Origin of the sequence: Burkholderia sp. AU44665, from assembly GCF_030504405.1 — a bacterium.
GTDB classification, from domain to species: domain Bacteria; phylum Pseudomonadota; class Gammaproteobacteria; order Burkholderiales; family Burkholderiaceae; genus Burkholderia; species Burkholderia semiarida.
Genome location: NZ_JAUJRI010000001.1, coordinates 537,383 through 563,461, shown reverse-complemented (window position 1 = coordinate 563,461; position 26,079 = coordinate 537,383). Strand labels below are relative to the sequence as shown.

The window sequence follows — 26,079 nt, the reverse complement described above, 5'->3', positions numbered from 1 at the left end:
TTCTGCCCGATCGGACGACGGATGGCGACCTTGTCGCGCCTGCGTCACGACAGGCTGTCGAGCAACCGATACCAGGCGACCCCGGCCGCGATGTAGAAGCGCTGCAGCCCGTGCAACGGAATCGGCCGGATCGGCGTGACGCGCAACGGCAGCGGCAGTTGCGCATCGCCCGACAGATGCGCGGCCAGGTGCTTGCCGAGCGTCGTCGCCATCGCGATGCCGCGGCCGTTGTAGCCGAGCGCGATCGTCACGCCCGGCGCGGGCTCGTGCACGTGCGGCAGGAAATCCGCGGTGATCGCGACGCGCCCCGCCCAGCGGTATTCGAACCGGACACCCTTCAGTTGCGGATACAACAGCGTCGTCGCGCGTTCGAGATGGCGCCAGTCGCTCGGCGCGCGCGGTTCCGCGAACGGGCCGCGCCCCCCCATCAGCAGGCGCCCGGCCGCGTCGCGGCGAAAGTACAGCAGCAGGCGCCGCGCATCCGACGCGACTTCGCCGCCGGCGAGGATGTCGCGGCCAAGCGCCGGCGCGAGCGGTTCCGTCGCGACGATGAAACTGTTCGCGGCGATCACCGACTGACGCAAGCCGGGCCACAGCCCGTCCGTATAGCCGTTGGTCGCGATCACGACGCGCTCGGCCGACAGCGTCGCGCCGCCGGACGTCGCGATCCGCCAGCGGCCGTCGGCACGCGTCAGCCCGACGGCGCGGGTCGCTCCGTGCACGACCGCCCCGCTCGCCTGCACGGCGCGCACCAGGCCGCGCGTATAGCTGAGCGGCTGCACGCTGCCCGCGCGGCGATCGATCCAGCCGCCCGCATACGCTGGCGTGCCGAGCCGCCGCGCGACGTCGTCGCGGCCGAGCACGTCGACCGGCGCGCCGCGCGCGGCCCATTGCTGCGCGCGGCGCGCGACCGTATCGAGCATCGCGGCGGTCGGCGCCGGCTGGATCCAGCCTTCGCGACGCGCATCGCAGTCGATCGCGTGCCGCGCGATCAGGTCGAACACCGTGTCGGCCGCGCCGCCGACGATGCCGGCGAGCTGCTCGCCGGCCGCGTCGCCGAACCGGCGCACCAGTTCGTCGGGGTCGTATTTCAGCCCGGGAATCACCTGCCCGCCGTTGCGGCCCGACGCGCCCCACCCCGGCTGCGCGCCGTCGATCACGCGGACGTTCACGCCGCGCTCGGCCAGATGAAGTGCGGTCGACAGGCCGGTGAAGCCGGCGCCGACGATCGCCACGTCGCACGACGCGGACGCGTCGAGCGCGGGCGTATCGGGCGCCGGCGCGGCGGTCGCCGCCCACAGCGAATCCGGCCACCGCGAGCCGGGCCATCCGGGTGCCGCGTTCGTTGCGCTCATGTTCGATCCGGGTGGTCGGCGCCGTCCGACGCCAGCAAGCGGCGCAGGAATTCCTGCGTACGGGGATGCGTCGGCTGCGTGAGCACGTCGCGCGCCGGTCCGCTCTCGCAGATCGTGCCGTCGTGCAGGAAGCACACGCGATCGGCCACCTCGCGTGCGAATGCCATTTCATGCGTGACGACCACCATGGTCATCCCGTCGCGAGCGAGCCCGCGCATCACGCCGAGCACTTCGCCGACGAGCTCGGGGTCGAGCGCCGACGTCGGCTCGTCGAACAGGATCGCCTGCGGTTCCATCGCGAGCGCGCGCGCGATCGCGACGCGCTGCTGCTGCCCGCCCGACAGCTCCGACGGATACGCATTCATCCGGTGCGCGAGCCCGACCTTGTCGAGCAGTGCGCGGGCCTGCTCGCGCGCCTGCGCGGCCGGCATGCGCCGCACGTGCACGGGCCCTTCCATCACGTTCTCGAGCGCCGTGCGGTGTGCGAACAGGTTGAAGCGCTGAAACACCATGCCGACCCGCATTCGCAATTCGTGGATCCGCTTCGAATGCGCGTCGACCTTCACGCCGTCGATCGTGATCGACCCTTCGTCGTAGGTCTCGAAGCCGTTGATACAGCGCAGCACGGTCGACTTGCCGGAACCCGACGGCCCGATCAGGCACACGACCTCCCCCTGCCGCACGTCGAGGCTCACGCCCTTCAGCACCGCGTGCTGCTGAAACCGCTTGTGTATCGAATCGATCCGGATCATGCGCCTCTCCTCAGTGCGAGCCGCTTGCCGAGCCGATTCACGCCGAACATCAGCGGCAGGCCGAGCGCGAGATACAGCAGCGCGACGAGCGTGTAGACGCTCATGTTCTGGAACGTCGACGACGCGATCAGCTGGCCGGCGCGCGTGATCTCGGCGACCGTGATCGTCGACGCGACCGACGAATCCTTCAGCAGCATCACCAGCGTGTTGCCGTACGGCGGCAGCGCGATGCGGAACGCCTGCGGCAGCACCACGCGCCGCATGATCATCGGGCCGCGCATGCCGATCGCGTGCGCGGCCTCGATCTGGCCGCGGTCGATCGCCTCGATGCCGGCGCGGAAATTCTCGGCCTGATACGCCGAATACGCGATGCCGAGGCCGAGCACGCCAGCCTGGAACGCCGACAACTGCACGCCGAGATCGGGCAGCACGAAGTACATGTAGAACAGTTGCACGATGATCGGCAGCCCGCGGATCACGTTGATGATCGTGCTGCCGGCCGTCGATACGGCCCGATTGCGCGACACCTTCAGCAATGCGAGAATCAGCCCGAGCACCGAGCTGAGCACGAACGCGCATGCGGTGATCTCGATCGTGACCACCGCGCCCTTCAGCAGGATCGGCAGGAAATCGATCGCGTTCTGGAAAAACATGACGTCTCCTATGCGACGCCCTGACGGCGCGCCGCCGTGGATGCCCGCGACGCGCGGGCGATACCGGTCGGAACTTGGGCGCGGACGCTCAGCTCATGTGCCACTTCTGCAGGATCTGCTGCAGCGTGCCGTCGCTCTTCATCTTGCGGATCGCGCCGTTGAGCTGTTCGAGCATGGCGGTGTCGCCCTTGCGCACGATGAAGCACACCTGCCCCTTCACGACGCTCTGGTATTCGGGCACGAGCCGCACCTGGCGATTGACGCCGTGCTCGATCTGGTACGCGACGATCGGCTGGTCCGCGAAGCCGGCCTTGATGCGCCCGAGCGCGACGTCGCGCATGATGTCGGCGATCGAATCGTAGGTCCGGACTTCCTTGAAGATGCCCTTCTTGTTGAGCGCGTCGACGAAGGCCGTGCCGACCTGCGCGCCGACCGCCTGCCCCTTGAAATCGTCCATCGACGTGTAGCGGCCCGGGTCGTCGGCCTTCACGATCAGGCCTTCGCCGAACGAGTAGACGGTGTCGGAGAAATCGACGACCTGCTGGCGTGCCGGCGTCTTCAGCATCGCGGCCGAGATGATGTCGATCTTCTGCGTGGTGAGCGACGGGATCAGCGCGGAGAACACGGTCTGCTGCACGTCGACGCGAAACCCGGCCGACTTCCCGGCCGCGGTGATCGCATCGACCATCATCCCCTGGATCGAATTGCTCTTCACGTCGAGAAACGTGAACGGCACGCCGGTGGCCGTCGCGCCGACCTTCAGCGTGGGCTCGGCGGCAACGGCGCTCGCCGAAGCCGTGGAGAGTGCGATACAGGTGGCGAAACCGGCGGCCAGTGCGCCGAACCGCTTGATGAACGGAACCATGGTGACTCCTTCTCGAATAATCCGATGCGCCGGCCGGTCGCTGATCGACACTGCGACGATGACCCGATCTTAGAACGAATCAAAAATATCGCAAACAGATTTTTGCGTATCGATATTCGATACGATATAATGCGATATCGAATCGATCGCGCCCCTCGCCATGGACACCTCACCCGACCAATCAAACGATCTGCTGTTCAACCAGTCGCTCGAGAAAGGGCTGAACGTGCTGCGCGCGTTCAGCGCGAAACGGCGCACGATGACGCTGGCGGAAGTGGCCGACGCGGCCGGGATGACGAAAAGCTCCGCGCAGCGAATGGTCTACACGCTCGAGAAGCTCGGCTACATCCGCAAGCATCCGGTCACGCGCCGCTACCAGCTCACGCCGCACGTGATGCGGATCGGCTTCAACTATCTCGCGGCCGACACGTTGATCGACGTCGCGAATCCGTTCCTGTCCGAGCTCACGAACCTGACCGGCGAAACCACCAACCTCACCGAGCCGGACGAGGATGAAATGGTGTACGTCGCGCGTTTCGTGTCCACCAAGTTCGTACCGATCCACATGCCGATCGGCAGCCGTATCCCGATGTATTGCACGGGCTCCGGCCGTGCGTTCCTGAGCGCGTTGCCGCCGGACGACGCACGCGCGCGGCTCGACGGCATGGTGCGCACGCCGCATACGCCGCGCACGATCACGGCGCTCGACGAGCTCGTCGCGCTGCTCGATGGCGCGCGGCGCGAAGGCTACGCGACCAACCAGGAAGAACTGTTCATCGGCGACATGTCGATCGCCGCGCCGGTGCTCGGCAGTCAGGGACAGCCGGTCGCGGCCGTGCACGTGGTCGCGCCGACGAGCCGCTGGACGTTCGACGACGCGCGCCGCAAGCTCGCGCCGGCGGTGATCGACTGCGCGCGCGGCATCAGCAATTCGATCCGCACGCTTGAATAGCGCCGGGGAAATGACGCGCGGCGCGCGGCTGCATTGCGCAGCGGCGTTTGATCGCTACCGCGGCTTTGGGGAATGCTCGGCCCGGTAGGTACCGTTCGGGCGCAATACGAGCTTCTTCGCCGCAGCGTCCAGTTCCTTGCCGTGATACAGATCGAGGCACTTCAGGAAGTCGAACTTCACATCCCGGACTTCGGATTCGACAATCGGATTCCGATAGTCGCGCGCCAGATACTTCGCGACCAGCGCGTGAATCACGTCCGGCGCACGTTCCATGTCGTAGTAGGTCCAGTCGCGCAACGCGCTGACGCTGCTGCCGATGTCCGTGCTCGCGCCGGGCTCGTGCTTGTAAGCGGTAGCCAGGCACTCCGCGAGCACCATGTCCTTGAAGTCCTGGAGGTAAGTCCGTGAGCCGGCTTCGGGCGACGGCTGTGCGGCGTCCTTCGCCACGACCATCGCCGGTTGAAACGCGATGCACGCGAACGCGGCAGCGATCCGGACTCCCCTCATGACAAGCTCCAAAAGTTTGCGCGATCGGTACGATACCGCGCGCCCGGCTCGTTGAAGTAGCAATGGTCGTAACATGTGCGCCCGTTGAATAGCGTGGCTCGGCTCCATGCCATCCCGATCGATGTTGCGCAACGCGGGACCCGTGCCGCGAGACCCGGATCGAACCTTGACGTGGAAAAGTATTGCCGACTGTCGCGGCCCTGAATGGAAGGGTTTCGACAAGAAAGAGCGACTGGATACGCATCGGTCTGCGAGCCTGTTCGCCCACCCGCCCCCTCGTTTTCCCCGATCCCGTTCGACTTGACTCGGCTCCCCCGATCGTCAAGACTTCACCCATCGCCAGTGTGATCACAGATCGCAGATCAAACCCAGGAGAACCCCGCCTTGCCGCCTCGTATCGTCCCGCCCGCCCTGAAAGCCATCGAACAGGAAACGATGGGAGACAAGGTCTACCAGCAACTGCGCGAAGCGCTGATGAGCGGCCGCTTCGCGCCTGGCCAGGCCCTGAGCCTGCGCAGTGTCGCCGAGGCGGTCGGCTCGTCGACGATGCCCGTGCGTGCCGCGCTCACGCGGCTGCGCGCCGAACGCGCGCTGGTCGACGGCCCGAATCGGGCGCTCGTCGTCCCGCCGATGACGCTCGACATGCTCGACGAACTGCGCGACGTGCGCATCGCGCTCGAAGGCTGCATCGCCGAGCGCGCGTGCGCCCGAATGACCGATGCGCAGATCGCGGCCGTGCGCAAGACCTGCGAAACGATGCAGGCACACGCCGAGGCCGGCCGCTCGCGCGCCTACCTGCAAAGCAATTTCGCGTTCCACAGCGCGATCTACGCGCACGGCGCGAGCGAAAACACGCTCGCGATCGTCGAGAACCTGTGGATGCGCGTCGGCCCGTTCCTCAACATGGTCGCGCTCGACATCCCGCACATGCGGCGCTCGATGGATGCGCACCGCGCGATCGTCGATGCGCTCGAACGGCGCGACGGCGCGGGCGTGCGGGCCGGCATCGCGCTCGACATCGGCGGCGCCGCGCACGATCTCGCCGAGACGCTGCGGGCCGAACAGACACCGCGGACCGTGAACGCGAAACCGTAGCGACCGCTTGCCACGGCCGCCCGCCGCACGAGCGGCCGCCATCCCACTACACCAACGATGGAGACGACCCGGCATGACAGCTTCCGAACTACTGAAACCCTATGACGGCCTGCGCGTCCTCGTGACGGGCGGCGCGTCGGGTATCGGCCTCGAAATCGCCGACGCGTTCGCCGAATGCGGCGCGCGCGTGCACGTGTGCGACGCGTCGCAAGCCGCGATCGCGGCGCTCGCCGACCGGCCGCCGCGCGCCGCGGCCCGTGCGATCGGCGCGACGCTCGCCGACGTATCCGACCCGGCCGCCGTCGAGCGCGTGTTCGCGGACGTGTCGACCACGCTCGGCGGCCTCGACGTGCTGGTCAACAACGCGGGCATCGCCGGCCCGACCGGCGGCATCGACGAAATCGACCCCGTGCAGTGGGAGCAGACCGTCGCGATCAACCTGAACGCGCAATTCCAGTTCGCCCGCCGCGCGGTGCCGCTGCTGCGCGAGTCGAAACACGGCGGCGCGATCATCGCGCTGTCGTCGGTCGCCGGCCGGCTCGGCTATGCGTTCCGCACGCCGTACGCGGCCACCAAATGGGCGGTGGTCGGCCTCGTGAAGAGCCTCGCGATCGAGCTCGGGCCGCTCGGCATCCGCGTGAACGCGATCCAGCCCGGCATCGTGCGCGGCCCGCGAATGCGCCGCGTGATCGAGGCGCGCGCGCAGCAGCTCGGCATCGGCTACGACGAAATGGAAAAGCGCTATCTCGAGAAGATCTCGCTGCGGCGCATGACCGATCCGGCCGAAATCGCCGCGACCGCGCTGTTCCTGTGCTCGCCGGGCGGGCACGGGATCACGGGCCAGGCGATCTCCGTCTGCGGCAACGTCGAAGTGCTCTGAGCCCTCCTGCATCGTTCATCGAAAGGAATCCATCCGTGGCAAACGCTCGCAAAGTCATCATCACCTGTGCGCCGACCGGCGCGATCCATACGCCGTCGATGTCGCCGTACCTGCCCGTGACGCCGCACGAAATCGAAACGGCCGCGGTCGCGGCCGCGCAGGCCGGCGCGGCGATCCTGCACCTGCACGCACGCAACCCGTCCGACGGCAGGCCGACGCAGGATCCGGCCGTGTTCGCCGAATTCCTGCCGCGCATCAAGGCGCAGACCGACGCGGTGATCAACCTCACGTCGGGCGGCAGCCCGCACATGACGGTCGACGAACGATTGCAACCCGCACTGCACTTCCAGCCCGAGATCGCGTCGCTGAACATGGGCTCGATGAACTTCGGGCTGTACCCGATGCTCGAGCGCTTTCGCGAGCTGAAGCATCCGTGGGAGCGCGAGCATCTCGAGAAAAGCCGCGATCTCGTGTTCAAGAACACGTTCGCGGACATCGAGACGATCCTCACGCGCTGCGGCGCGAACGGCACGCGGTTCGAATTCGAGTGCTACGACATCTCGCACCTGTACAACCTCGCGCATTTCGTCGATCGCGGGCTCGCGAAGCCGCCGTTCTTCGTGCAAAGCGTGTTCGGGCTGCTCGGCGGGATCGGCGCGCATCCGGAGGATTTGATGCACATGCGCCGCACGGCCGACCGCCTGTTCGGCGGCGATTACGTGTGGTCGATCCTCGGCGCCGGGCGCAACCAGATTCCGCTCGCGACGATCGGCGCCGCACAGGGCGCGAACGTACGCGTCGGGCTCGAGGATTCGCTGTGGATCGCGCCCGGCAAGCTCGCGGAATCGAGCGCCGCGCAAGTCCTGAAAATGCGCCAGGTGCTCGAAGGCCTGTCGCTCGAGATCGCGACGCCGGCCGAGGCGCGCGCGATGCTCGCGCTCAAGGGCGGCGACGCGGTGAATTTCTGAGCGCCGGGCCATTCCCCAACAGCAGCATCCGCAAGCGCAGTGACAAGGCGCCCTTGATCGCCCCGCTCCATTCGAGCGCCGCCGGCGCGGCTCCGTCGTCTGCCCATCCGCTGCGACCGCAGCGGCATTTGCCGAACGCGGCGCGCCGTGCTTGCCGTGCGCGCCGGTTCGCCCTTACCGGAGTCGTCCGCATGTCCACTCATCACGCCCAGGCCTTGCCTTCCGCCGCCGGCGACGCGCACGCGTCGCTGAACCGGCTGCTGTTCCGCAAACTCATGCCGCTGCTGATCGCCGCGTACGTGATCAGCTTTCTCGACCGCACCAACATCGCGTTCGCCAAACATTCGATGGGGGTCGATCTCGGCATTTCGTCGGCCGCGTACGGGCTCGGCGCGGGGCTGTTCTTCCTGACCTACGCGCTTTTCGAGATCCCGAGCAACCTGATCATGCATCGCGTCGGCGCGCGCTTCTGGATCACGCGGATCATGATCACGTGGGGCGCGCTGTCGGTCGCGATGGCGTTCGTCCGCGGCGAGACGTCGTTCTACGTGATGCGCCTGCTGCTCGGCGTGGCCGAAGCCGGCCTGTTTCCGGGCGTGATGCTGTATCTGACGTACTGGTTCGGCCGCGAGGAGCGTGCGCGCGCGACCGGCTACTTCCTGCTCGGCGTGTGCATCGCCAACATCGTCGGCGGGCCGCTCGCCGGTGCGCTGATCGAGCTCGACGGCACGTTCGGCTTCCACGGCTGGCAATGGCTGTTCGTCGTCGAAGGCATTCCGGCGATCCTGCTCGCATTCGTCGTGTGGGCACGGTTGCCCGACCGTCCGAGCGCCGCGCCGTGGCTCGCGCCGGAAACCGGCCGCGCGCTCGAGCGGAAGCTCGCGGCCGAACAGGACGCGGGCGTCGCCGCGCACGGCAGCCATGCGTTCGGCGCCGCGCTGCGCGATCCGCAGATCTGGCTCGCGATCTTCGTGTACTTCTGCCACCAGTTGACCATCTACACGGTGATCTTCTTCCTGCCGGGCATCATCGGCGCGTCGGGACGTCTTTCGCCGGTGGCGGTCGGGTTGCTGACGTCGCTGCCCTGGCTCTCCGCCGCACTCGGGGCCGGGACGCTGCCGCGCTTCGCACGCGAATCGCGTCATTCGCGGCGGATGCTGTGCGCGGGGCTCGTCGTGATGGCGGCCGGGATGGTCGGCGCCGCGCATGCGTCGCCGTTGGCCGGGCTGCTCTGCGTGTGCGTGGCCGCATCGATGTTCTTCGTCGTGCAGTCGATCGTGTTCACGTTTCCGGCGTCGCGCCTCGCGGGCAGCGCACTGGCCGGCGGGCTCGGGCTTGTGAATACGTGCGGGTTGCTCGGCGGCTTCGTCGGGCCGACCGTCGTCGGCGCGATCGAACAGACGACCGGCAATGCGAAGAACGGGCTGACGCTGCTGGCAGCCGCGCTCGTCGTCGCGGCGGTCGCGAGCCTCGCGTTGCGTCACGGGCACGAGCGCGCCGACGCGCGGTCGCGCGGCTGACAGGCAGGCTGGAATCAAGCTGGCGGGAGGGGGGCTCAGCCCCGCCCGCCTCTCGCCTCTCGCCTCTCGCCTCTCGCCTCTCGCCTCTCGCCTCTCGCCTCTCGCCTCTCGCCTCTCGCCTCTCGCCTCTCGCCTCACGTCGTCAGAACAGATACATCGCCCCGACGAACACGACGCCCGACAACAGCATCGTCGTCACGCAATACCCCATGATGTCGCGCATGCCGAGCCCCTAGTGCAGCAGCGCAACGTTCTCGTCGATTCGGCGCTGGATGTCCATGAGGGTGTCTTCGGTGATGATCCCCTCGTAGCGGCACTTCGCAATGGTCGAAAACTGGCTGGCCACGCCGCACATTCCGTCGATCATGTCGCCGGCAGCGGCTGCGGGAAGCTCCGCTTCCTTTGCCAGTCCGAGCAATGCGGCTCGGTCGATCCGCAGCGCCTCGCCCATGACGTCCATTTGGTGGTAACCGCCCGGCCCCTCGCAGAATGTCACGTCGTAGGCCGGCGCGAGCTTCCACTCGCCGGATCGCGACATGACGTACGCGAAGTTCTTCGGATGATCGTCGCGATTGTTGAATGCGACATTGAAGACAGCCCGTTCAAACGCCCGCGCCTTCTCGCGTACGTCGTTGGTGCACATGTGAGTGGCGCGCAAGAAATTCACGTAATCCAGCGCACCCGGCGTTTTGTAATCGGCGCCGGTGAACGCGGCAACGCTTTGCATGGGCACGCGCAGACCGTCCAGTCGATCGAAACGCCGGGACGCAAATGCCGCCATCCCGTCAGGCAAATTGAAATGCAGCGTGTCCGGGGTCTCGATGCCGCACATGCGCAAGCACTCGGCGTAGACCATTTCGATCGCACACACCTCGGGATGCTCTTGCCGAGCCGGGAACTTGACCAACCACGCTTCAAAGCCCGCCACCGCGGCCGTGGTAAATACGCCGGACCGCGGATCACGATAGACCAGGGCCTTTGGCCTGGCGCCTTGCGGAGAGCCACCGACCTGCAGCAATTGATGAAGGAATTCGCCACCCTCGCCATCGAGAACTTCCTGTACCTCGGCCGCAAGCCGAGCGAGGGGGATATCCTGCCGCGGCGCCAGGATCTCGGGCGCGACAGGCTCGAACGACAGGGCGCCCATTGCATGGTTGCCAATGTAAGCCAATCGCTCCAGCGGCCCGATACGTGCGGCGTTGAGACCGCGGCGTTTGAACAAGCGGTCCATCAGCAACATGCCCCATCCATCGGGCAACGCGTCATAGACCGGTCCGGGCAATCCAAGCTGGTGGACCGGAAAGTCCTTGCGCAGCCTCGCCCCATGCAATGGGAGCGCATAAGACGACAGTTCCAGCCCCCTCTTGCGCGCGTCGTCGCTATATTCGAATACGACCAACGGGCGCCCCGTGATCGCGGTCGTGGAAACCATCGATCCCCACAGCCAGTGTTCCCCCCAGCCGTCGTAGTAGACATCGATCCGCTCGATCATTTCTGGTTACCCCTCTTGACGCGCCGGCGTTTGGCACTTTTTTCATACCGGTGAACGTCTTCCAGGCTATCGAGCTTCGGCAGGAAAAGTCCCTCGAGTTCCTTGCTTCGTCCCAGAACCATCGCTACACGGATTACCGTCTCGAGGCTCACATTGCGGCCAGCTTCGAGATTGGACACGGTATTGGCACCGACGCCGGCACGCGCGGCTACGTCGCTCTGCGTCAGTTGCAACGCGAGCCGCTCCGTGCGAAGCCGCGCACAAAGGAGGGTGACGATTTCGTCGGGCTTGCGGAAACTTAATTCCAACATAGTGGATCTTAGAATGCTTTATCTCTGATAACTCACAATATTATAGAGTTATGAGCGAGATACGCTCAAGAAATATAATTCCCGATTGTTGGGTCTTACCGCGAGATGTTCGGTTATAATTCACTTCAAAAGGGAATTACGCGCGCGCCCCGTGCCCTTCCAGTATCCACGCGACGCCCGCCGAACACGCCAAGTCGTGGTGCGGTTCGTCGCGCTCGCCAGTACCCTGGATGTGGCCGGCCGTGAGCCCGGCTAGCGGGCAACCGCCTCCAGCGTGCTGACAGCTGCGATCGCCCGCGCACGCCCCTCCGCCACCCGCTGCGCGAACCGGTACGCCACGAGCGAACCCGCCACGGCGAGCAACATCGGCACGAGGCAGTCGTGATTCGCGCGCGTGAATTCGAGCATCAGCACGACGGCCGTGATCGGCATCTGCATCGACGCGGCGAGAAACGCGGTCGCGCCGATCAGCGCGCATCCGCCGAGCGATGCGCCCGGCCATACGGCGCTCCACAGCCCGCCGAGCACGACCCCGAGCAGCGCGCCGTTCGCGAGACCCGGCGTCAGCAGCCCGCCTTCCGCGCCGGCCCGCAGGCTGCCGGCTTCGATCAGCACCTTCAGCACCAGCAACGCCGCGGCAAGCCCGATCGTCAGCGTGCCGTCGAAACCCAGCGACGCCGGCCCCTTGCCGTTGCCGAGCAGTTGCGGAAACCCGATCGCTAGCAAGCCGATCACCGCGAAGTTGAGCAGCGCGAACGCCGGCAGCCGCCAGTCCTTCGGCGCGTTCGCGCGCGCCGCGGTCGTGAGCCGCACGAAACCGTATGCGGCGAAGCCGAACAGCGGCCCGCAGACGATCGACCATGCGACGAGCGGCGTGCTCAGCACGAACGCCGGCACCGTGTACTGGTGCTCGTTGCCGAGGCCGATCCACGCGACGATCGCCGCGATCGCGGACGTCACGACCGCCACGATCAGCGCACGCAGCTCCAACGTACCGAGCAGCACCTCGAGCACGAAGATCGCGCCGCCGAGCGGCACGTTGTAGACGGCCGCGAGCCCCGCGCCGGCGCCGCACGCGACCATCAGCCGGCAATCGTCGGGCGTGAGTCCCGCCGCATGGGCAAACCGCCCCGCGAGCAGCGAACCGATCTCGCGCGGCGCGACTTCGCGGCCGAGCGGCGAGCCGAGCGCGACGGTGACGATCTGCAGCAGCGCGTGAACCGTCGTGCTGACGAACGGCATGCGCGGATCGGCCGCGCACACCGCGCGACGGATGCTGACGAGCGGCCGGCCATACCGGTAAAGCGCCCACCAGCCGCCGCCGGCGACGAGTCCGCAGACGGCCAGCACCGCGAGCCGGCGCAGCGGATCGGCCGCGGTCACGCCAGCGAGGAAGCTCTCGGACCCGATCACGTGCGCGATGCTGTAGCCGTACGCGATGTGCTGGATCGCATGCAGCAGCAACGCGAGCAGCATGCCGCCGAGACCCGCGCCGATGCCGGTCAGGACCGTGACGACGGCCAGGCGCGCGAACGGGCTGGCGGCCGGCGAAGAAGAAGCGGGAGCGGATGGAAGATCGAGGCGCATGGGGTCGGCGAACGAGGATCGAAAGGACGACGCACAAGTTGCACGCCGTCGTCAGGACCGAATCGTAGGCCCGCACCCCTCATGAGACAAACGTATTTTTATAATCAACTGATGTGTTTTTTGAATACTTGGCGGCCAGCGGGCCACGATGGCCCGCCTTTCCCATCAATCCGGATACGTAATGCGCTCCGGCTCGCGCCGCATGATGATCTTCCCGTGGCGCATCGACAGCGTGGCCTTCGCCTGCCGGCGCACGGCTTCGTAGTCGCTGTCCGCGTCGAGCACGACGAGATTGGCCGGCCGCCCGACCGCGATGCCGTAGCCATCGCCGAGATGCATCGTCGTCGCGCTGTGGTCGGTCACGAAGTCGAGACAGCGCTGCAGATCCTGATACCCCATCGTGTGGCAGATATGAAGGCCCGCATCGAGCACGCGCAGGATGTTGCCGTTGCCGAGCGGATACCACGGATCCTTGATCGAATCCTGCCCGAAGCACACGTTGATCCCGGCGCGATCGAGTTCCGCGACGCGCGTGACGCCGCGCCGCTTCGGAAACGTGTCGAAGCGCCCCTGCAGATGGATGCTCTCGGTCGGGCACGAGATGAAGTTCAACCCGGCCCGCTTCAGCAGCCGGAACAGCTTCGAGCAGTACGCGTTGTCGTACGAACCCATCGCGGTCGTGTGGCTCGCGGTGACGCGCGCGCCCATGCCGCGCACGCGCGCTTCCTCCGCGAGCACTTCGAGAAAGCGCGAATGCGGATCGTCGGTCTCGTCGCAGTGCACGTCGACGAGGCAGCCCGTGCGTTCCGCGAGATCCATCAGGAAGCGGATCGAGCTGACGCCCTGCTCCCGCGTGTTCTCGAAATGCGGAATCCCGCCGACGACGTCCGCGCCGAGCTCGATCGCCTGCTCCATCAGCGCGCGGCCGCCGTCGAACGATTCGATGCCTTCCTGCGGGAACGCGACGATCTGCAGGTCGATCAGCCCGCGCGCCTCGTCCTTCACTTCCAGCATCGCCTTCAGCGCGGCGAGCGTCGGATCGGTCACGTCGACGTGCGTGCGCACGTGCTGGATCCCGTGGTCGCGCAGCATGCCGATCGCCGCATGCGCGCGCGCCTTCGTGTCGTCGTGCGTGATCGTCGCCTTGCGCTCGGCCCAGCGCTCGATGCCCTCGAACAACGTGCCGCTCATGTTCCACGCGGGCTCGCCGGCCGTCAGCACGGCATCGAGGTGGATATGCGGCTCGACGAGCGGCGCGATCGCGAGACGGCCGCCGCCATCGATATGGTCGGGATTCGTCGACGCGATCGGTGCGGCTTGCGCGTCGATGCGCGCGATCGTGCCGGCGTCGATGCCGATCGTGAACAGGCCGTCGCGGCCGCGCAGGCGTACGTTGAACAGGTTCATGGGGGAGGCCTCTGGTCGTATGCATGAACACGGCCGCGCAATCTGCGTCGGCGGCCGTGCGGTCCGGACGACCAGTATGGAGGAAAAGCGGCGACGCGCGTACGTGCCGTGCATGTTGCATCGGCACGACAGCCGGGCCACGCCGGACGGACGCCGCTCGCCGGTCGTCACGCAAGAACCGCCTGCCCGGCGCGCGCCACACGTCGTGTCGGTTTTGTGAACGACTCTTGCCGGATCTGGAACGGTGCGCTCGCGGCCGCCACGCCCTTGCGCACGCCGCGCATTCCTATACTTGCGCCGAACTTTCGTTTCCAGTCCCACACGCAGGAACTTCACGATGAAAAAAACCCTGATCGCCGGCGCGGGCGCCGCCGCCCTGTTCGCGCCGCTCGCCCACGCGCAAGGCTCGGTCACGCTGTACGGCCTGATCGACGCCGGCATCGCCTATACCAACAACGCAAACGGCGGGTCGCAATGGCGCATGACGACCGGCACGATCAACGGCAGCCGCTTCGGCCTGCGCGGCACCGAGGATCTCGGCGGCGGCCTGAAGGCGCTGTTCGTGCTCGAAAACGGCTTCAACGCGAACAACGGCGGGCTCGGCCAGGACGGCAAGCTGTTCGGCCGTCACGCGTATGTCGGCCTCGGCCAGGCCGGCTACGGCACGCTGACGCTCGGCCGCCAGTACGACACGATGGTCGACTTCGTCGCGCCGCTGTCCGCGACGGCCGGCGATTTCGGCGATACGGGCTTCGCGCATCCGTTCGACAACGACAACCTGAACCACTCGCTGCGCATCAGCAACGCGGTCAAGTACACGAGCGACACGATCGCGGGCTTCAAGGTCGGTGCGCTGTACGCGTTCTCCAACTCGGCGAGCTTCAGCGCGAACCGCGCGTACAGCGTGGCCGCGAGCTACACGAACGGCCCGCTGAAGCTGGCCGGCGCGTACCTGCAGATGAACGGCACGAAGGGCTCGACGAGCGCGAGCCCGGGCGCGCTCGATTCGGCCGAGGCGAAGAGCCTGAACCAGGGTGGCTGGTCGATCGGCTCGGACCGCATGCGCACCTACGGCGGCGGCGTCGGCTACGTGTTCGGCCCGGCGACCGTCGGCTTCGTCTACACGCGCTCGCAGTACGACAACACGGGTGCGTTCGGCTCCAGCGGCCAGATCGCGTTCAACAACTACGACGTGAACGTGCGCTATGCGGTCACGCCGGCCGTCAGCGTCGGCGCGGCGTATGTCTATACCGACGCCAGCGTGTCGAATCCCGACAGCAAGCACGGCACCGATCCGAAGTGGCATCAGGCCAACCTGCAGGCCGTGTACAAGCTGTCGCGCCGCACCGACCTGTACGCGGAAGCGATGTTCCAGCATGCGGCCGGCCGCGGCTACCACGCGTTCATCAACACGTCGGGCGGCGCATCGAGCACGGCGAACCAGGTGGTCGGCACGATCGGCATGCGCACGCGGTTCTGACCGGCATCGCGTCACGTCGCCCGCCTGCACTGCGCCCATGTTCGCTCACGGGCGCGATCGCCGCGGGCCACGCCGTCAATGTTGTTCTTTATGGAAGGCAGCCCTCCTGGAATCGGGGTGTTTGCGCGTGGCAGCGCTACGTAGACTGACGTCGAAGGTCGCAGCCGCGCGTCACGCGCCGCTGCGGCCACCCACCCCGTATTCAGGAGAACCTCGTGAAATCGCTCGTCGTAACCGCCGCCGCTGCCGTCCTGCTTGCCGCACCGGCCCTGTCGTTCGCCCAGCAGCCGAACTCGCCCGTCACGCGCGCGCAGGTGCTGCAGGAACTGATCGATCTCGAATCGGTCGGCTACAACCCGGCGCGCGGTGAAGTCGGCAACTATCCGGACGACATCCTGGCCGCACAGGAACGACTGCAGGCGAAGCGTGTCGCCGCGAGGAAAGCGACGCAGGCCGCTTACGGCCCGGCCGGTGAGCCGGCAACCGAATCGGGCGCGGCGGCCAGACCCGCGCTGTGACGGCGCGCGTCGCGCGCATCGGGCATCCATTGCGAGCGGCGCGTATCCGGTGTTTGCATGAAGCATGCCGCCGCGCGCCGATGCGCGCGCGGCATTCACGCGGCCCGCGGTTCGCGGTCGATCGCGTTCAGCATCTCGACGTCGCGCGCGATCATCCCCGGCACCTGCGCACGCAGCATCTCGACCCAGGTCCGCACCTTCGCATCGACGAAGCGGCGCGACGGGTACAGCGCATGCACGTTCATCTTCTGCAGGATATGCGTGGGCAGCACACGAACGAGCGTGCCGTCGCGCAATGCGTCGATCGCCGAATACACCGGCAACATGCCGATTCCGATGCCGTCGCGGATCGCGAGCGCGAGCGATTCGGCGGTATTGGTCTGCACCGGCCCGGTGACGTGGATCTGCTCTACGCCTTCGGGCCCTTCGAGCACCCATTCGTGCGTCGGGAACGCCGGCGTACACAGCGTCAGGCACGCGTGCGCGGCGAGATCCCGCGGGCGGGCCGGCGCGCCGTGCCGTTTCACGTAATCGGGCGATGCGCACAGAATGCTGAACGTCGAGCCAAGCATGTGCGACACGAGCTCCGAGTCGGGCAGCGACGACGCGGTGACGACGGCCATGTCGCTCGTGCCGTCGAACAGGTCGGGCATGCGCTGCGACAGCGACAGCTCGATCGAGACGTCCGGGAACTGCGCGTGATAGCGCGTCAGCGCGGGCAATACGTAGTGATGGCCGACGCTCGCGAAGCTATGCATGCGCAGCACACCGGCCGGGCGCTCGTGCGCGCAGCTCGCCTCTTCTTCCGCGCGGTCCACGTCGGCGAGGATCTGGCGGCAGCGCCGCAGATAGTTTTCACCGGCCGACGTGAGCGCGAGACGGCGCGTCGAGCGATTCATCAAGCGGGTGCGCAGGCGCGCCTCGAGCTCCGATACCGCGCGCGACATCGCGCCCGTCGTCGAATTCAGCGATTGCGCGGCCGCGGTGAAGCTGCCCGTCTCGACGACGCGCGAAAACACCCGCATGTTTTGTAGGGTATCCATTCCTGTGAGCAACCTGTAGCGGAGCCGTCATTTTCCTCCACCGGATGCGACAGATTGTTACTCCGGCTGCAACTATCGTTTCCCCGCAACTGCGTTAATGCGCGGGCGCCGCACTCCTACAATCGGCGCCTCACCCGTCGAACGGCCCCGTTCGGGCGTACCGCGGCACCTTGCTCGGTCGGCCCTGGGCCCTCTTTTCATGAAGCCACAACCTGCGATCGAGCAACCTTCCATCGAACCCGCACGATGGAGAGCATGGCTCGATCCACTCGGCAACGCGGCGCGCGACTGGGCCGCGACCGACGGGCTGATCTGGCTGCACCTCGCGAAAACCGTGCTCGCGGCGCTGCTGGCGATGGGCATCGCGATGCGTCTGGAGATGTCGCAGCCGCGCACCGCGATGACCACCGTGTTCGTGCTGATGCAGCCGCTGTCGGGGATGGTGTTCGCGAAGAGCTTCTACCGCGTGCTCGGCACGGCGGCCGGCCTCGTCGGCGCACTCGCGCTCGGCGGGCTGTTCGCGCAGCAGCCCGAGCTGTACATGGCCGGCATCACGCTGTGGATCGGCGGCTGCATCGCACTCGCGGTGCGCAACCGCCACTTCCGCTGGTACGGTTTCGTGCTCGCCGGCTACACGGCCGCGCTGATCGGCCTGCCGGCCGTGATGACGCCGCAGACGCTGTTCCAGTCCGCGCTTACGCGCGCCGCGGAAGTCGCGCTCGGCATCGCGTGCTCGGGCACGGTCAGCGCGCTGATCCTGCCGTTGAGTTCCGCGAAGGCGCTGATGCGTTCGTTGAGCGCACGCCACGCGACGTTCGCGGCATTCACGGCCGGCGCACTGGCGGGCGACGTCGCACGCGGCGATTTCGAACGGCGCTTCGCCGACTTCGTCGACGATATCGTCGGCTTCGAAGCGAACCGCGCGTTCGCGTCGTTCGAGGATCCGCACATTCGCGCGCGCAGCCGCCGGCTCGCGCGGCTGAACAGCGAGTTCATGAACGCATGCACGCGGTTGCATGCGCTGCACCAGCTCGTCAAGCGGCTGCGCGCGAATCGCTCGGACGCGGTGCTCGAAGCGCTGGCGCCGCACGTCGACGCACTCGCGCTGCGTTTCACCGCGTTGCGCGACGAACGCCAGCGCGGCATCGCACCGGCCACCGGCGCGTTGCTCGACCTGCGCCGCTTCCATGCCGCGCTGCCGAAGGCCGCGCGCGCGTCGCGCCGGGCCCTCGAAGACCACGCGGCCGGCGGCCTGCTCGACTTCGATACCGCGATCGAGCTGCTGTACCGGTTCATCGGCGAATATCTCGGCTACGTCGACACCTACGCGTCGCTCGACCAGGACGATCACGCATTCGAGCGCTCGGTCACGCATTACGCGGTCAAAACCAATTCGTTCTTCGTCGGTTTCGCGTTCCTGCGCACGGTGATCGCCGTCGGTGCGATGAGCGCGTTCTGGATCGCATCCGAATGGCCGAGCGGCTCGCTCGCGGTGATCGCCACCGCGATCGCGTGCGCACTCAGCTCGACCTCGCCACGCGCGCCGAAGTTCGTCGCGCAGATGGGCGTCGGCGCGGCGTTCGCGACCGCGGTCGGCTATGTGTTCCTGTGCTACGTCTATCCGAACATCGACGGCTTCCCGCTGCTGTGCGCGGCGCTGGCTCCCGTGCTGGGCCTGGGCGCGTTTCTCGCGATGCGGCCGGGACTGTCCGGCTACGGGATCGGCTTCGCGGTGTTCTTCTGCCTGCTCGCGGGCCCCGACAACACGATCGCGTATACGCCGGAAGTGCTGATCAACAACGGGCTGGCGGTCGTCGTCGCGATGCTCGCATGCTCGCTCGTGTTCGCCGTCGTGTTCCCCACCCACATGCCCTGGCTCACCGGCCGGATCGCGCACGACCTGCGCCGCCAGGTGACGCTTGCGTGCGAAGGCGCGCCGAACGGCCTCGCGCAGCGCTTCCAGTCGAGCACGCACGACCTGATGGCGCAATTGCGTACGCTGCTCGTGCGCCGCACGCGGCAGCATCGCGATGCACTGCGCTGGATGCTGTCGACGCTCGAGGTCGGCCACGCCGTGATCGACCTGCGCGACGAGGTGCACGCGTTCCGCGCGTCGAAACCGCCGCAGACGCTACGCTGGACCGGTTCGATCGATGCGGTGCTGCTCGAACTGCCGCGCTTCTTCGACGATCCGACGCCCGCCCGCCATGCGCGCACGCTGAAATCCGTGAATCTCGCGATCCGCGCGGCGCAGCACGCGCTGCAGGCGTGGTACGCGGTGCCCGACGCGCGCCGCAACATGCAGCGGATCGTCGGCTGCCTGCACTTCATGCGCAGCGCGCTGCTCGACAAGGACGCGCCGTTCAACCGGCACCGCCATTGAGGATGGATGTGCGCGCAACGGGATCGTTGTTTCGGATGGAAATAAGCTCTACAGCCCCGGTGATTAATCTTTAAGCAGTGCGAGCCTATAGTTTCCTCACTGCCAGCGAGACTGGCACTCACCCAGGAGAAACAAAATGAAGCCGCTGCACCTCGCCCTCGTTGCCCTGTCGCTCACCGCTGCCGTCGCCCACGCGCAGCCGGCGCCGGCAGACGCCGCACCGCAACAGGCGAACCGCGCCGAGGCGGTCCAGGCCGCCGGTCGCGTCGATCGTGCGCAATCGAAGCAGGAGGACCCGAACGCGTGCGTCGGCCCCGTCAGCTTCTGCAACATCTACTTCGGCAGTTGAGCATGACGCCGCGTCGTCACGGCCAGGCCCGCATCGCCCGCACCGTATGCATGACATGCGCGGGCGGACGGCGGCCCGGCCGATCGCGGTCCGGCCGGTCGCCACACCGCCGTCCCGCCCCACGCCGCTTCGATTGAAGGGGCGCTTGCCGTCTCACGAGCCACGCCCCGGCCGCCAGCCCACTTCGCGCAACGCATCCAGCAACCGCGCCGGCCCGATCCCTTCGACCCGCGCCCCGCGCGACTCGACGTCGCCGCCCGCGACCAGCGCATTCACGATCGCCTCCTCCACCGCTTCGGCCGCCGCGACGAACAGCGCGGAAATATGGTCGTTGTTGACCATCCGCACGCCGCTGGTCGGCATACCCTTGCTGCCGTAGTTCGCCGCGGGCAAGCCGTCGTTGCCGGTGGCGAACGCAAGAAAGATGTCGCCGCTCGAATCCTCGGTGCCGCCGCCGACGCGGGCGAGCCCGACGCTCGCGCGCTGCGCGAGACGCGTGCATTGATGCGGCAGCAACGGTGCATCGGTCGCGATCGTGACGACGATCGAGCCCATGCCGGCCTCGCCTTTCGCGCCTGCTTCGCGAAACGGCGAATGCACGTGCCGCAGCACCTCGCCGACCGGGTAACCGGCCACGCGCAGCATCTCGCGCACGCCGTAGTTCGCCTGCACGAGCGCGCCGACGGTCCAGCCGCCCGCATCGCTCGCCAGCACGCGCGACGCGGTGCCGATGCCGCCCTTGAACTCGTGGCAGATCATGCCCGTGCCGCCGCCCACGCCGCCTTCGGCGACCGGCCCCGACTGCGCGGCGGCCAGCGCCTGCAAGACGTGTGCGGCATTCACGTGCTGCCCCCAGATGTCGTTCAGCAGTCCGTCATAGGTCTCCATCACGACCGGCATGCACCAGTACACGCGCCCGGCCGCCGCTTCGCGTTCGTTCGCGACGAGCGCGTCGCGCACCGCGCCGACGCTGTGCGTGTTCGTATAGGCGATCGGCGTCGTCAGCAGGCCGGCTTCGCGGATCCATTCGAGCCCGGTCGCGTCGCCGTTGCCGTTCAGCACGTGCACGCCCGCGAAGCACGGCGAATCGTGCGCGGCGCCCGCGCGCGGCTCGATGATGGTGACGCCGGTGCGGATCGACGCGTCGCCGTCCTCGACGTTCAGCGTGCAGTGTCCGACCCGCACGCCCGGTACGTCCGTGATCGCGTTGAAGCGGCCGGGCGTGCCGAGGCCGATGCGGATGCCGAGATCCCTCGTGCGCATGATGCGATTCCTCCAGTCTTTCAATCTTTCAATGGTTCGATGTTTCGGTGCTGCAAGACGTCGATCCGGTGCTCAGAGCGCGCGGAATGCTTCGCTGTGGCGCGCCCACGCCACGTACATCGCGAGCGCCGCGACCAGCAGCCCCGCGATGATGATCAGGTCGGTCGGCTTCGTCGCCGTCGCGAGCGTCGTGTAGAGCGTATACGCGGCGCCCGCCACCGCGACGAGCGGCGTCACGGGCCACAGCGGCATCCGGTAGTGATGCTCGACGTCGCGGCGCACGAACCGGCTCGCGAGCGCGGCCAGCCCGACGACGAGGTAGATCAGCAGCAGCAGGTCGACGGTGAACGCGGTCAGCTCGTCGAGGCTCGACACGAACACGAGCCCGGCCGACGGAATGGCCAGCGCGATCGTCGCGAGCCACGGCGATTCGAGGCGCGGATGGATCGTCGAGAACGCGCGGTTGCAGGTGCGCGACCAGAGCGCATGCCGGCCGCTGCTGTACAGCAGGCGGCCCATCGTGATCACGATCGCGATGATCGCGTTGAACACCGACAGGAAGATCCCGCCGCTGACCACGCGCGACACGGCCGGATTGCTCAGCGAGCGCACGACATAGCCGATCGGGTCGGCGCTCTTCGTCAGTTCCGTCAGCGACGGCGCGCCGAGCACGATGGCGGTGAGCGGAACCAGTTCGACGACGAGGATCACGAGCAGCGAATAGATCACCGCCTTCGCGACGTTGCGGTTGCCGCCGCGCAGGTCTTCCGCGAGATAGGCGGCCGAGCCGAAGCCGTTGTAGCAGAAGATCGCGGTGCCGATCGCGGGCACGATGGCCGCGAGCGTGGCCGGCGCGAGCGCATTGCCGCTCGCGACGACCGGTGCGATCAATACGTCGGCGCCGCGCTGCGGCGAGCCGAAACCGAGGCCCGCGATCAACATCAGCACGCCGATTTCGACGACCAGGAACGCGCCGGTGATCCACGCATTCGTCTTGATGTTCAGCATGCCGAGCAGATAGCTGAGCAGCACGATCGTCAGCGCGACCGACTGGTTGCCGAAGTGCGTGCCGAGCGCGTTGTTCAGGTACGGCGCGGCGCCGCTCGCGAGCACCGCCGGGATGAACACGCTGACGGACAGCACCGTGATGAAGGTCAGGTAGCCGGGCAGCGTGCCGAACACGCGTTTGGCCATCACGTATTCGCCGCCCGCGCTGCGGTGCGCGGCGCTGAGTTCCGCATAGCAGAGCGCGAAAGCGAGCGCGAGCACGCCGCCGAGCACGAACGACAGCACGGCGCCGCTGCCGGCCTGCTGGATCGCGAACGGCGCGATCACGAAGATCGAGCTGGCCGGCGTCACGCCCGATACGGTGATCATCACTGCGTCGCGCACGCTGAGCGTCTGCGACAGCGCGCGCGGCGCGTCTTCCGTTGCAGAGGCCGCTTGCAGCGTGCCCTTGGATTCCGACATCATCGCCATTTCGTTCTTCCTGTGCCGCGTTTTTTTGAACACCCATACTCGGGCCCGATTGATTGCGTGGCAGTCTAGGAAGCCAATTTCAGGACCGCTATTCCCCCTTCGTGTTACGCCCTTCCGGTGGTGGTATGGATCGTCTCTTTTCCGAAATCGCGATGCACCAGGCGCTCGGCCGCGCAATCGATCATCTCGGCCAGCCGCGCTTCTGGCGGTTCCTCGTGCTGCTGCTCAACGAAATGGCGCCGTTCGACAACGCGCTCGCGACCGCGGTCGGCCGCGACGGCGTGCCGCTCGTGCTCGACGAATACGACACGGGCGGCACCGATACCGCGTCGCCGGTAGCGCTTTACCTCAATGGGTTATATCTGCTCGATCCGTTCCTGCAGGCCGCGCACGACGGGCTCGCCGACGGCTGCTACCGGCTCGAGGAAGTCGCGCCGGACCTGTTTCGGCAGAGCGAGTATTTCCTGAGCTATTTCCGCGACGCGGTCGGCGACGACGAGATCCAGATTCTCGTGCGGCCGAATGCCGATACGCTGCTGTCGCTGTCGCTCGGTGCATCGGCGCGCTTCGACGTCGAGCCGCTCGGCAAGCTGACGGCCGCGATGCCGTGGGTGCTCGCGGTCATCCGGCAGCACTGGCGGCTGGTGGGTGATGCGGCGCGCGCGACGCCCGATGCCGATCTCGGCGCGCGCGTCGAGCAGGCGCTCGCACGCTTCGGCGCGGGCGTGCTGACCGACCGCGAGATGTCGATCGCACGCATGGTGCTGCGCGGCAATTCGTCGAAGGCGATCGCCGAGCGGCTCGCGATTTCACCCGAAACGGTGAAGGTGCATCGGCGGCATGTGTACGCGAAGCTCGGGATTTCGTCTCAGCCGGAGCTGTTTTCGCGGTTCATTCAGGCGCTGGGGGACGATGCGGCCGGATGAGTGCGTCGGCCGGCACGCGCGGGCCGGGCTCGGGGACGGACGCCGAATACCGACGCATGACGACGATCGTCGCGCCGTTGCGCGCGCCCTACGTGCCGCCGATATGCCCCCCGATCTTCTCGCAGCGTCGCCAAAAACCGCCTATCGTGAAGAAGGCGCCCGTTTGCCGCCATTCGCCCCGGGTCGCTCGCTCGCGCGGGCGGGTGGCGACGGCGCCGTGCTCCGGCACCATTCATCGCGATTCCGGCGCACGCTCGCCCGTGCGCGATCGCGGCCGCTCACCGGACTATCAGGAGGCACTCATGAAAGCCGCGCTGCTCGTCAGCTCCGCCCTGCTCGCCATTGCGTCAGCTTCGGCCACGGCCCAGGGTTCCATCACGAAGGAAGAAAACGGCGCACTCGTCGCCGCGAACGGGATGACCGTCTACACGTTCGACAAGGACAAGCCCAACGCCGGCACCAGCGCCTGTACCGGCCCATGCGAAACCCTGTGGCCGCCGTACAAGGCCAGCGCGACCGACGTACCGGTCGGGCCCTACACGATCGTCAAGCGTGACGACGGCAGCCCGCAATGGGCGTACAAGGGCAAGCCGCTGTACTTCTTCTCGAAGGACATGAAACAGGGCGAGCGCAACGGCGACAACTTCAAGAACGTGTGGCACGTGGTCGCGCCGTAAGCACGTAAAAAGCCCGCCGCCGATCGGCGATCGGGGCGGGCCCTGGCAGTTCCGCAGGTCGCACCGGCTGGATGCAGCCGGTGCGCGTGTCAGCTCAGCGGTTCGACGGGAAGCTGAACACCGTTCCTTCGCGCACGCCGGCCGACGGCCAGCGCTGCGTGATCGTCTTGCGCTTCGTGTAGAACCGCACGGCATCCGGGCCGTACGCGTGCAGATCGCCGAACAGCGAACGCTTCCAGCCGCCGAACGAGTGATACGCGACCGGCACCGGCAACGGCACGTTGATGCCGACCATCCCGATCTGGATGTTGTCGCTGAAGTAGCGTGCCGCTTCGCCGTCGCGCGTGAACAGGCACGTGCCGTTGCCGTACTCGTGCGCATCGATCAGCGCCATCGCCTCGTCGAGCGACTTCAGGCGGATCACGCCGAGCACGGGCCCGAAGATCTCGTGCTGATAGATCGGCATGCCGGGCTTCACGTTGTCGAACAGGCACGGGCCGAGGTAGTAGCCGCCGTCATGGCCGTCGACCTTCACGCCGCGACCATCGACGACGAGCGTCGCGCCCGCCGCCACACCCGCCTCGACGAAACCGGTGACCTTCTCGAAATGCTGCTGCGTGACGAGCGGGCCCATGTCGACGCCCGCGCCGTTGCCCGGGCCGACCTTCATCTTCTCGATCTCGGCCTTCAGCCCCGCGACGACCTGGTCGCCCGTTTCGTCGCCGATCGCGACGACCAGCGGAATCGCCATGCAGCGCTCGCCGCACGAGCCGTACGCGGCGCCCATCAGCGCGTTCACCGCGTTGGGGATATCGGCATCCGGCATCACGACCGCGAAGTTCTTCGCGCCGCCGAGCGCCTGCACGCGCTTGCCGTGCGCGCAGCCGGTCGAATAGATGTATTCCGCGATCGGCGTCGAGCCGACGAAGCTCACGGCCTTCACGCGCGGATCGGTCAGGATCGTATCGACCGCTTCCTTGTCGCCGTTCACGACGTTCAGCACGCCCGGCGGCAAGCCGGCTTCGAGCGCGAGCTCGGCCATGCGCAGCGTCGACGACGGCGTGCGCTCGGACGGCTTCAGCACGAACGTGTTGCCGCACGCGACGGCCATCGGCCACATCCACAGCGGCACCATCACCGGGAAGTTGAACGGCGTGATGCCGGCCGCGACGCCGAGCGCCTGGAACTCGCTCCACGAATCGATCGCGGGGCCGACGTTCTTGCTGTGCTCGCCCTTCAGCAGCTCGGGCACGTAGCTCGCGTACTCGACGTTCTCGATCCCGCGCTGCAGTTCGCCCATCGCATCGGCGAGCACCTTGCCGTGCTCGGCCGTGATCAGCGCGCACAGTTCTTCCGCGTGCTCCTCGAGCAGCGTCTTGAAGCGGCCCATCACGCGGGCGCGCTTCAGCGGCGGCGTGTTGCGCCAGGCCGGAAACGCGGCCTGCGCGGACGCGATCGCGGCTTCGACGGTCAGCTTGTCGGCGAGCGCGACGCTCTTGTGCGATTCGCCGGTGGCCGGGTCGAACACCGGCTGGACGCGGCTGCCGCCGTCGACGCGCTTGCCGTCGATCAGGTGGCCGACGGTGGAGGTCACATTGCTGTCGTGTTTCATCGTTG

Annotated in this window: 24 protein-coding genes and 1 pseudogene; 11 read left to right on the top strand and 14 right to left on the bottom strand. The window is 67.4% G+C overall.

Features of this window, described 5'->3' with window-relative positions; all coding sequences use genetic code 11:
• Positions 1 to 44 precede the first annotated feature (44 nt).
• The 4 genes from QZM15_RS02495 to QZM15_RS02480 form a co-directional block, all read right to left on the bottom strand.
• On the bottom strand, positions 45 to 1,355 hold the full coding sequence (locus QZM15_RS02495) for an FAD-binding oxidoreductase (protein WP_059574442.1): 1,311 nt from the start codon (positions 1,353 to 1,355) through the stop codon (positions 45 to 47).
• Positions 1,352 to 2,107 (bottom strand): amino acid ABC transporter ATP-binding protein, encoded by a 756-nt coding sequence (locus QZM15_RS02490; protein ID WP_060310980.1) that lies wholly within the window; start codon positions 2,105 to 2,107, stop codon positions 1,352 to 1,354. Before QZM15_RS02490 ends, QZM15_RS02495 begins: the two co-directional genes overlap by 4 nt.
• A complete protein-coding gene (locus tag QZM15_RS02485; protein WP_059574444.1) occupies positions 2,104 to 2,760 on the bottom strand; it encodes an amino acid ABC transporter permease in 657 nt (218 codons plus the stop codon). The genes QZM15_RS02490 and QZM15_RS02485 overlap by 4 nt, the downstream gene beginning before the upstream one ends.
• 88 nt (positions 2,761 to 2,848) lie before the next feature.
• Positions 2,849 to 3,625 (bottom strand): ABC transporter substrate-binding protein, encoded by a 777-nt coding sequence (locus QZM15_RS02480; RefSeq protein ID WP_059574445.1) that lies wholly within the window; start codon positions 3,623 to 3,625, stop codon positions 2,849 to 2,851.
• Positions 3,626 to 3,785: 160 nt separating this feature from the next.
• Here QZM15_RS02480 and QZM15_RS02475 point away from each other — a divergent pair, with 160 nt between their 5' ends.
• A complete protein-coding gene (locus tag QZM15_RS02475; RefSeq protein ID WP_302105719.1) occupies positions 3,786 to 4,577 on the top strand; it encodes an IclR family transcriptional regulator in 792 nt (263 codons plus the stop codon).
• Between the two features lie 54 nt (positions 4,578 to 4,631).
• On the opposite strand, the gene QZM15_RS02470 is transcribed toward QZM15_RS02475, so the two are convergent.
• A complete protein-coding gene (locus tag QZM15_RS02470) occupies positions 4,632 to 5,084 on the bottom strand; it encodes a type VI secretion system amidase immunity protein Tai4 (RefSeq protein WP_302105718.1) in 453 nt (150 codons plus the stop codon).
• 384 nt (positions 5,085 to 5,468) lie between these two features.
• On the opposite strand from QZM15_RS02470, the gene QZM15_RS02465 reads away from it, so the two are divergent.
• The 4 genes from QZM15_RS02465 to QZM15_RS02450 all read left to right on the top strand — a co-directional run bounded on the left by QZM15_RS02465 (position 5,469) and on the right by QZM15_RS02450 (position 9,547).
• Positions 5,469 to 6,179 carry a GntR family transcriptional regulator gene (locus QZM15_RS02465; RefSeq protein ID WP_059574448.1) on the top strand — a complete coding sequence of 237 codons (711 nt, stop codon included), beginning with the start codon at positions 5,469 to 5,471 and terminating at the stop codon, positions 6,177 to 6,179.
• A 73-nt stretch (positions 6,180 to 6,252) separates the two neighbouring features.
• Positions 6,253 to 7,059 (top strand): SDR family oxidoreductase, encoded by an 807-nt coding sequence (locus QZM15_RS02460; RefSeq protein ID WP_060967517.1) that lies wholly within the window; start codon positions 6,253 to 6,255, stop codon positions 7,057 to 7,059.
• Between the two features lie 35 nt (positions 7,060 to 7,094).
• Positions 7,095 to 8,027, top strand: a complete 933-nt coding sequence (locus QZM15_RS02455; protein WP_060310983.1) for a 3-keto-5-aminohexanoate cleavage protein — start codon at positions 7,095 to 7,097, stop codon at positions 8,025 to 8,027.
• A gap of 191 nt (positions 8,028 to 8,218) precedes the next feature.
• Positions 8,219 to 9,547, top strand: a complete 1,329-nt coding sequence (locus tag QZM15_RS02450) for an MFS transporter (RefSeq protein ID WP_302105717.1) — start codon at positions 8,219 to 8,221, stop codon at positions 9,545 to 9,547.
• Between the two features lie 142 nt (positions 9,548 to 9,689).
• Here the strand turns inward: QZM15_RS02450 and QZM15_RS02445 are convergent.
• The 5 genes and pseudogenes from QZM15_RS02445 to codA form a co-directional block, all read right to left on the bottom strand.
• Positions 9,690 to 9,779 (bottom strand): annotated as a pseudogene (locus QZM15_RS02445) (TIGR00366 family protein); the annotation flags it as partial.
• Complete coding sequence (locus QZM15_RS02440) at positions 9,780 to 11,039, bottom strand: type II toxin-antitoxin system HipA family toxin (RefSeq protein WP_099317420.1); 1,260 nt, start codon at positions 11,037 to 11,039, stop codon at positions 9,780 to 9,782.
• Positions 11,036 to 11,347, bottom strand: a complete 312-nt coding sequence (locus QZM15_RS02435) for a helix-turn-helix transcriptional regulator (RefSeq protein WP_319000568.1) — start codon at positions 11,345 to 11,347, stop codon at positions 11,036 to 11,038. Before QZM15_RS02435 ends, QZM15_RS02440 begins: the two co-directional genes overlap by 4 nt.
• 255 nt (positions 11,348 to 11,602) lie before the next feature.
• Positions 11,603 to 12,937 carry a chloride channel protein gene (locus tag QZM15_RS02430; protein ID WP_302105716.1) on the bottom strand — a complete coding sequence of 445 codons (1,335 nt, stop codon included), beginning with the start codon at positions 12,935 to 12,937 and terminating at the stop codon, positions 11,603 to 11,605.
• 165 nt (positions 12,938 to 13,102) lie between these two features.
• Positions 13,103 to 14,344, bottom strand: a complete 1,242-nt coding sequence (codA, locus tag QZM15_RS02425) for a cytosine deaminase (protein ID WP_302105715.1) — start codon at positions 14,342 to 14,344, stop codon at positions 13,103 to 13,105.
• A gap of 337 nt (positions 14,345 to 14,681) precedes the next feature.
• Here codA and QZM15_RS02420 point away from each other — a divergent pair, with 337 nt between their 5' ends.
• Together QZM15_RS02420 and QZM15_RS02415 are read left to right on the top strand one after the other, a co-directional pair.
• Positions 14,682 to 15,824, top strand: coding sequence for a porin (locus QZM15_RS02420; RefSeq protein WP_302105714.1), 1,143 nt, complete (start codon positions 14,682 to 14,684; stop codon positions 15,822 to 15,824).
• A gap of 215 nt (positions 15,825 to 16,039) precedes the next feature.
• On the top strand, positions 16,040 to 16,342 hold the full coding sequence (locus QZM15_RS02415; protein WP_302105713.1) for a DUF4148 domain-containing protein: 303 nt from the start codon (positions 16,040 to 16,042) through the stop codon (positions 16,340 to 16,342).
• A 95-nt stretch (positions 16,343 to 16,437) separates the two neighbouring features.
• Here the strand turns inward: QZM15_RS02415 and QZM15_RS02410 are convergent, their stop codons facing one another.
• A complete protein-coding gene (locus QZM15_RS02410; RefSeq protein WP_302105712.1) occupies positions 16,438 to 17,385 on the bottom strand; it encodes a LysR family transcriptional regulator in 948 nt (315 codons plus the stop codon).
• A gap of 199 nt (positions 17,386 to 17,584) precedes the next feature.
• Here QZM15_RS02410 and QZM15_RS02405 point away from each other — a divergent pair, with 199 nt between their 5' ends.
• Positions 17,585 to 19,768, top strand: coding sequence for an FUSC family protein (locus tag QZM15_RS02405; RefSeq protein ID WP_302105711.1), 2,184 nt, complete (start codon positions 17,585 to 17,587; stop codon positions 19,766 to 19,768).
• Positions 19,769 to 19,904: 136 nt separating this feature from the next.
• Positions 19,905 to 20,117 (top strand): hypothetical protein, encoded by a 213-nt coding sequence (locus QZM15_RS02400; RefSeq protein WP_059574472.1) that lies wholly within the window; start codon positions 19,905 to 19,907, stop codon positions 20,115 to 20,117.
• A gap of 153 nt (positions 20,118 to 20,270) precedes the next feature.
• Here QZM15_RS02400 and QZM15_RS02395 read toward each other — a convergent pair whose 3' ends face one another.
• Positions 20,271 to 21,380: a P1 family peptidase gene (locus QZM15_RS02395; protein WP_302105710.1), complete on the bottom strand. Its 1,110-nt coding sequence runs from the start codon at positions 21,378 to 21,380 to the stop codon at positions 20,271 to 20,273.
• A 72-nt stretch (positions 21,381 to 21,452) separates the two neighbouring features.
• Positions 21,453 to 22,859, bottom strand: a complete 1,407-nt coding sequence (locus QZM15_RS02390) for an APC family permease (protein ID WP_059608909.1) — start codon at positions 22,857 to 22,859, stop codon at positions 21,453 to 21,455.
• 125 nt (positions 22,860 to 22,984) lie between these two features.
• Here QZM15_RS02390 and QZM15_RS02385 point away from each other — a divergent pair, with 125 nt between their 5' ends.
• Positions 22,985 to 23,785 carry a LuxR C-terminal-related transcriptional regulator gene (locus tag QZM15_RS02385; protein ID WP_302105709.1) on the top strand — a complete coding sequence of 267 codons (801 nt, stop codon included), beginning with the start codon at positions 22,985 to 22,987 and terminating at the stop codon, positions 23,783 to 23,785.
• Positions 23,786 to 24,087: 302 nt separating this feature from the next.
• Positions 24,088 to 24,462: a hypothetical protein gene (locus QZM15_RS02380; protein WP_027782957.1), complete on the top strand. Its 375-nt coding sequence runs from the start codon at positions 24,088 to 24,090 to the stop codon at positions 24,460 to 24,462.
• Positions 24,463 to 24,556: 94 nt separating this feature from the next.
• Here QZM15_RS02380 and QZM15_RS02375 read toward each other — a convergent pair whose 3' ends face one another.
• A complete protein-coding gene (locus QZM15_RS02375) occupies positions 24,557 to 26,074 on the bottom strand; it encodes a CoA-acylating methylmalonate-semialdehyde dehydrogenase (protein WP_059639425.1) in 1,518 nt (505 codons plus the stop codon).
• Between the last annotated feature and the right edge of the window lie 5 nt (positions 26,075 to 26,079).

Coding starts and splice junctions, on each gene's coding strand:
- QZM15_RS02495 (WP_059574442.1), bottom strand. CDS start 1,355: ATGAGCGCAACGAACGCGGCACCCGGATGGCCCGGCTCGCGGTGGCCG.
- QZM15_RS02490 (WP_060310980.1), bottom strand. CDS start 2,107: ATGATCCGGATCGATTCGATACACAAGCGGTTTCAGCAGCACGCGGTG.
- QZM15_RS02485 (WP_059574444.1), bottom strand. CDS start 2,760: ATGTTTTTCCAGAACGCGATCGATTTCCTGCCGATCCTGCTGAAGGGC.
- QZM15_RS02480 (WP_059574445.1), bottom strand. CDS start 3,625: ATGGTTCCGTTCATCAAGCGGTTCGGCGCACTGGCCGCCGGTTTCGCC.
- QZM15_RS02475 (WP_302105719.1), top strand. CDS start 3,786: ATGGACACCTCACCCGACCAATCAAACGATCTGCTGTTCAACCAGTCG.
- QZM15_RS02470 (WP_302105718.1), bottom strand. CDS start 5,084: ATGAGGGGAGTCCGGATCGCTGCCGCGTTCGCGTGCATCGCGTTTCAA.
- QZM15_RS02460 (WP_060967517.1), top strand. CDS start 6,253: ATGACAGCTTCCGAACTACTGAAACCCTATGACGGCCTGCGCGTCCTC.
- QZM15_RS02450 (WP_302105717.1), top strand. CDS start 8,219: ATGTCCACTCATCACGCCCAGGCCTTGCCTTCCGCCGCCGGCGACGCG.
- QZM15_RS02440 (WP_099317420.1), bottom strand. CDS start 11,039: ATGATCGAGCGGATCGATGTCTACTACGACGGCTGGGGGGAACACTGG.
- QZM15_RS02430 (WP_302105716.1), bottom strand. CDS start 12,937: ATGCGCCTCGATCTTCCATCCGCTCCCGCTTCTTCTTCGCCGGCCGCC.
- codA (WP_302105715.1), bottom strand. CDS start 14,344: ATGAACCTGTTCAACGTACGCCTGCGCGGCCGCGACGGCCTGTTCACG.
- QZM15_RS02420 (WP_302105714.1), top strand. CDS start 14,682: ATGAAAAAAACCCTGATCGCCGGCGCGGGCGCCGCCGCCCTGTTCGCG.
- QZM15_RS02410 (WP_302105712.1), bottom strand. CDS start 17,385: ATGGATACCCTACAAAACATGCGGGTGTTTTCGCGCGTCGTCGAGACG.
- QZM15_RS02405 (WP_302105711.1), top strand. CDS start 17,585: ATGAAGCCACAACCTGCGATCGAGCAACCTTCCATCGAACCCGCACGA.
- QZM15_RS02400 (WP_059574472.1), top strand. CDS start 19,905: ATGAAGCCGCTGCACCTCGCCCTCGTTGCCCTGTCGCTCACCGCTGCC.
- QZM15_RS02395 (WP_302105710.1), bottom strand. CDS start 21,380: ATGCGCACGAGGGATCTCGGCATCCGCATCGGCCTCGGCACGCCCGGC.
- QZM15_RS02390 (WP_059608909.1), bottom strand. CDS start 22,859: ATGGCGATGATGTCGGAATCCAAGGGCACGCTGCAAGCGGCCTCTGCA.
- QZM15_RS02385 (WP_302105709.1), top strand. CDS start 22,985: ATGGATCGTCTCTTTTCCGAAATCGCGATGCACCAGGCGCTCGGCCGC.
- QZM15_RS02380 (WP_027782957.1), top strand. CDS start 24,088: ATGAAAGCCGCGCTGCTCGTCAGCTCCGCCCTGCTCGCCATTGCGTCA.
- QZM15_RS02375 (WP_059639425.1), bottom strand. CDS start 26,074: ATGAAACACGACAGCAATGTGACCTCCACCGTCGGCCACCTGATCGAC.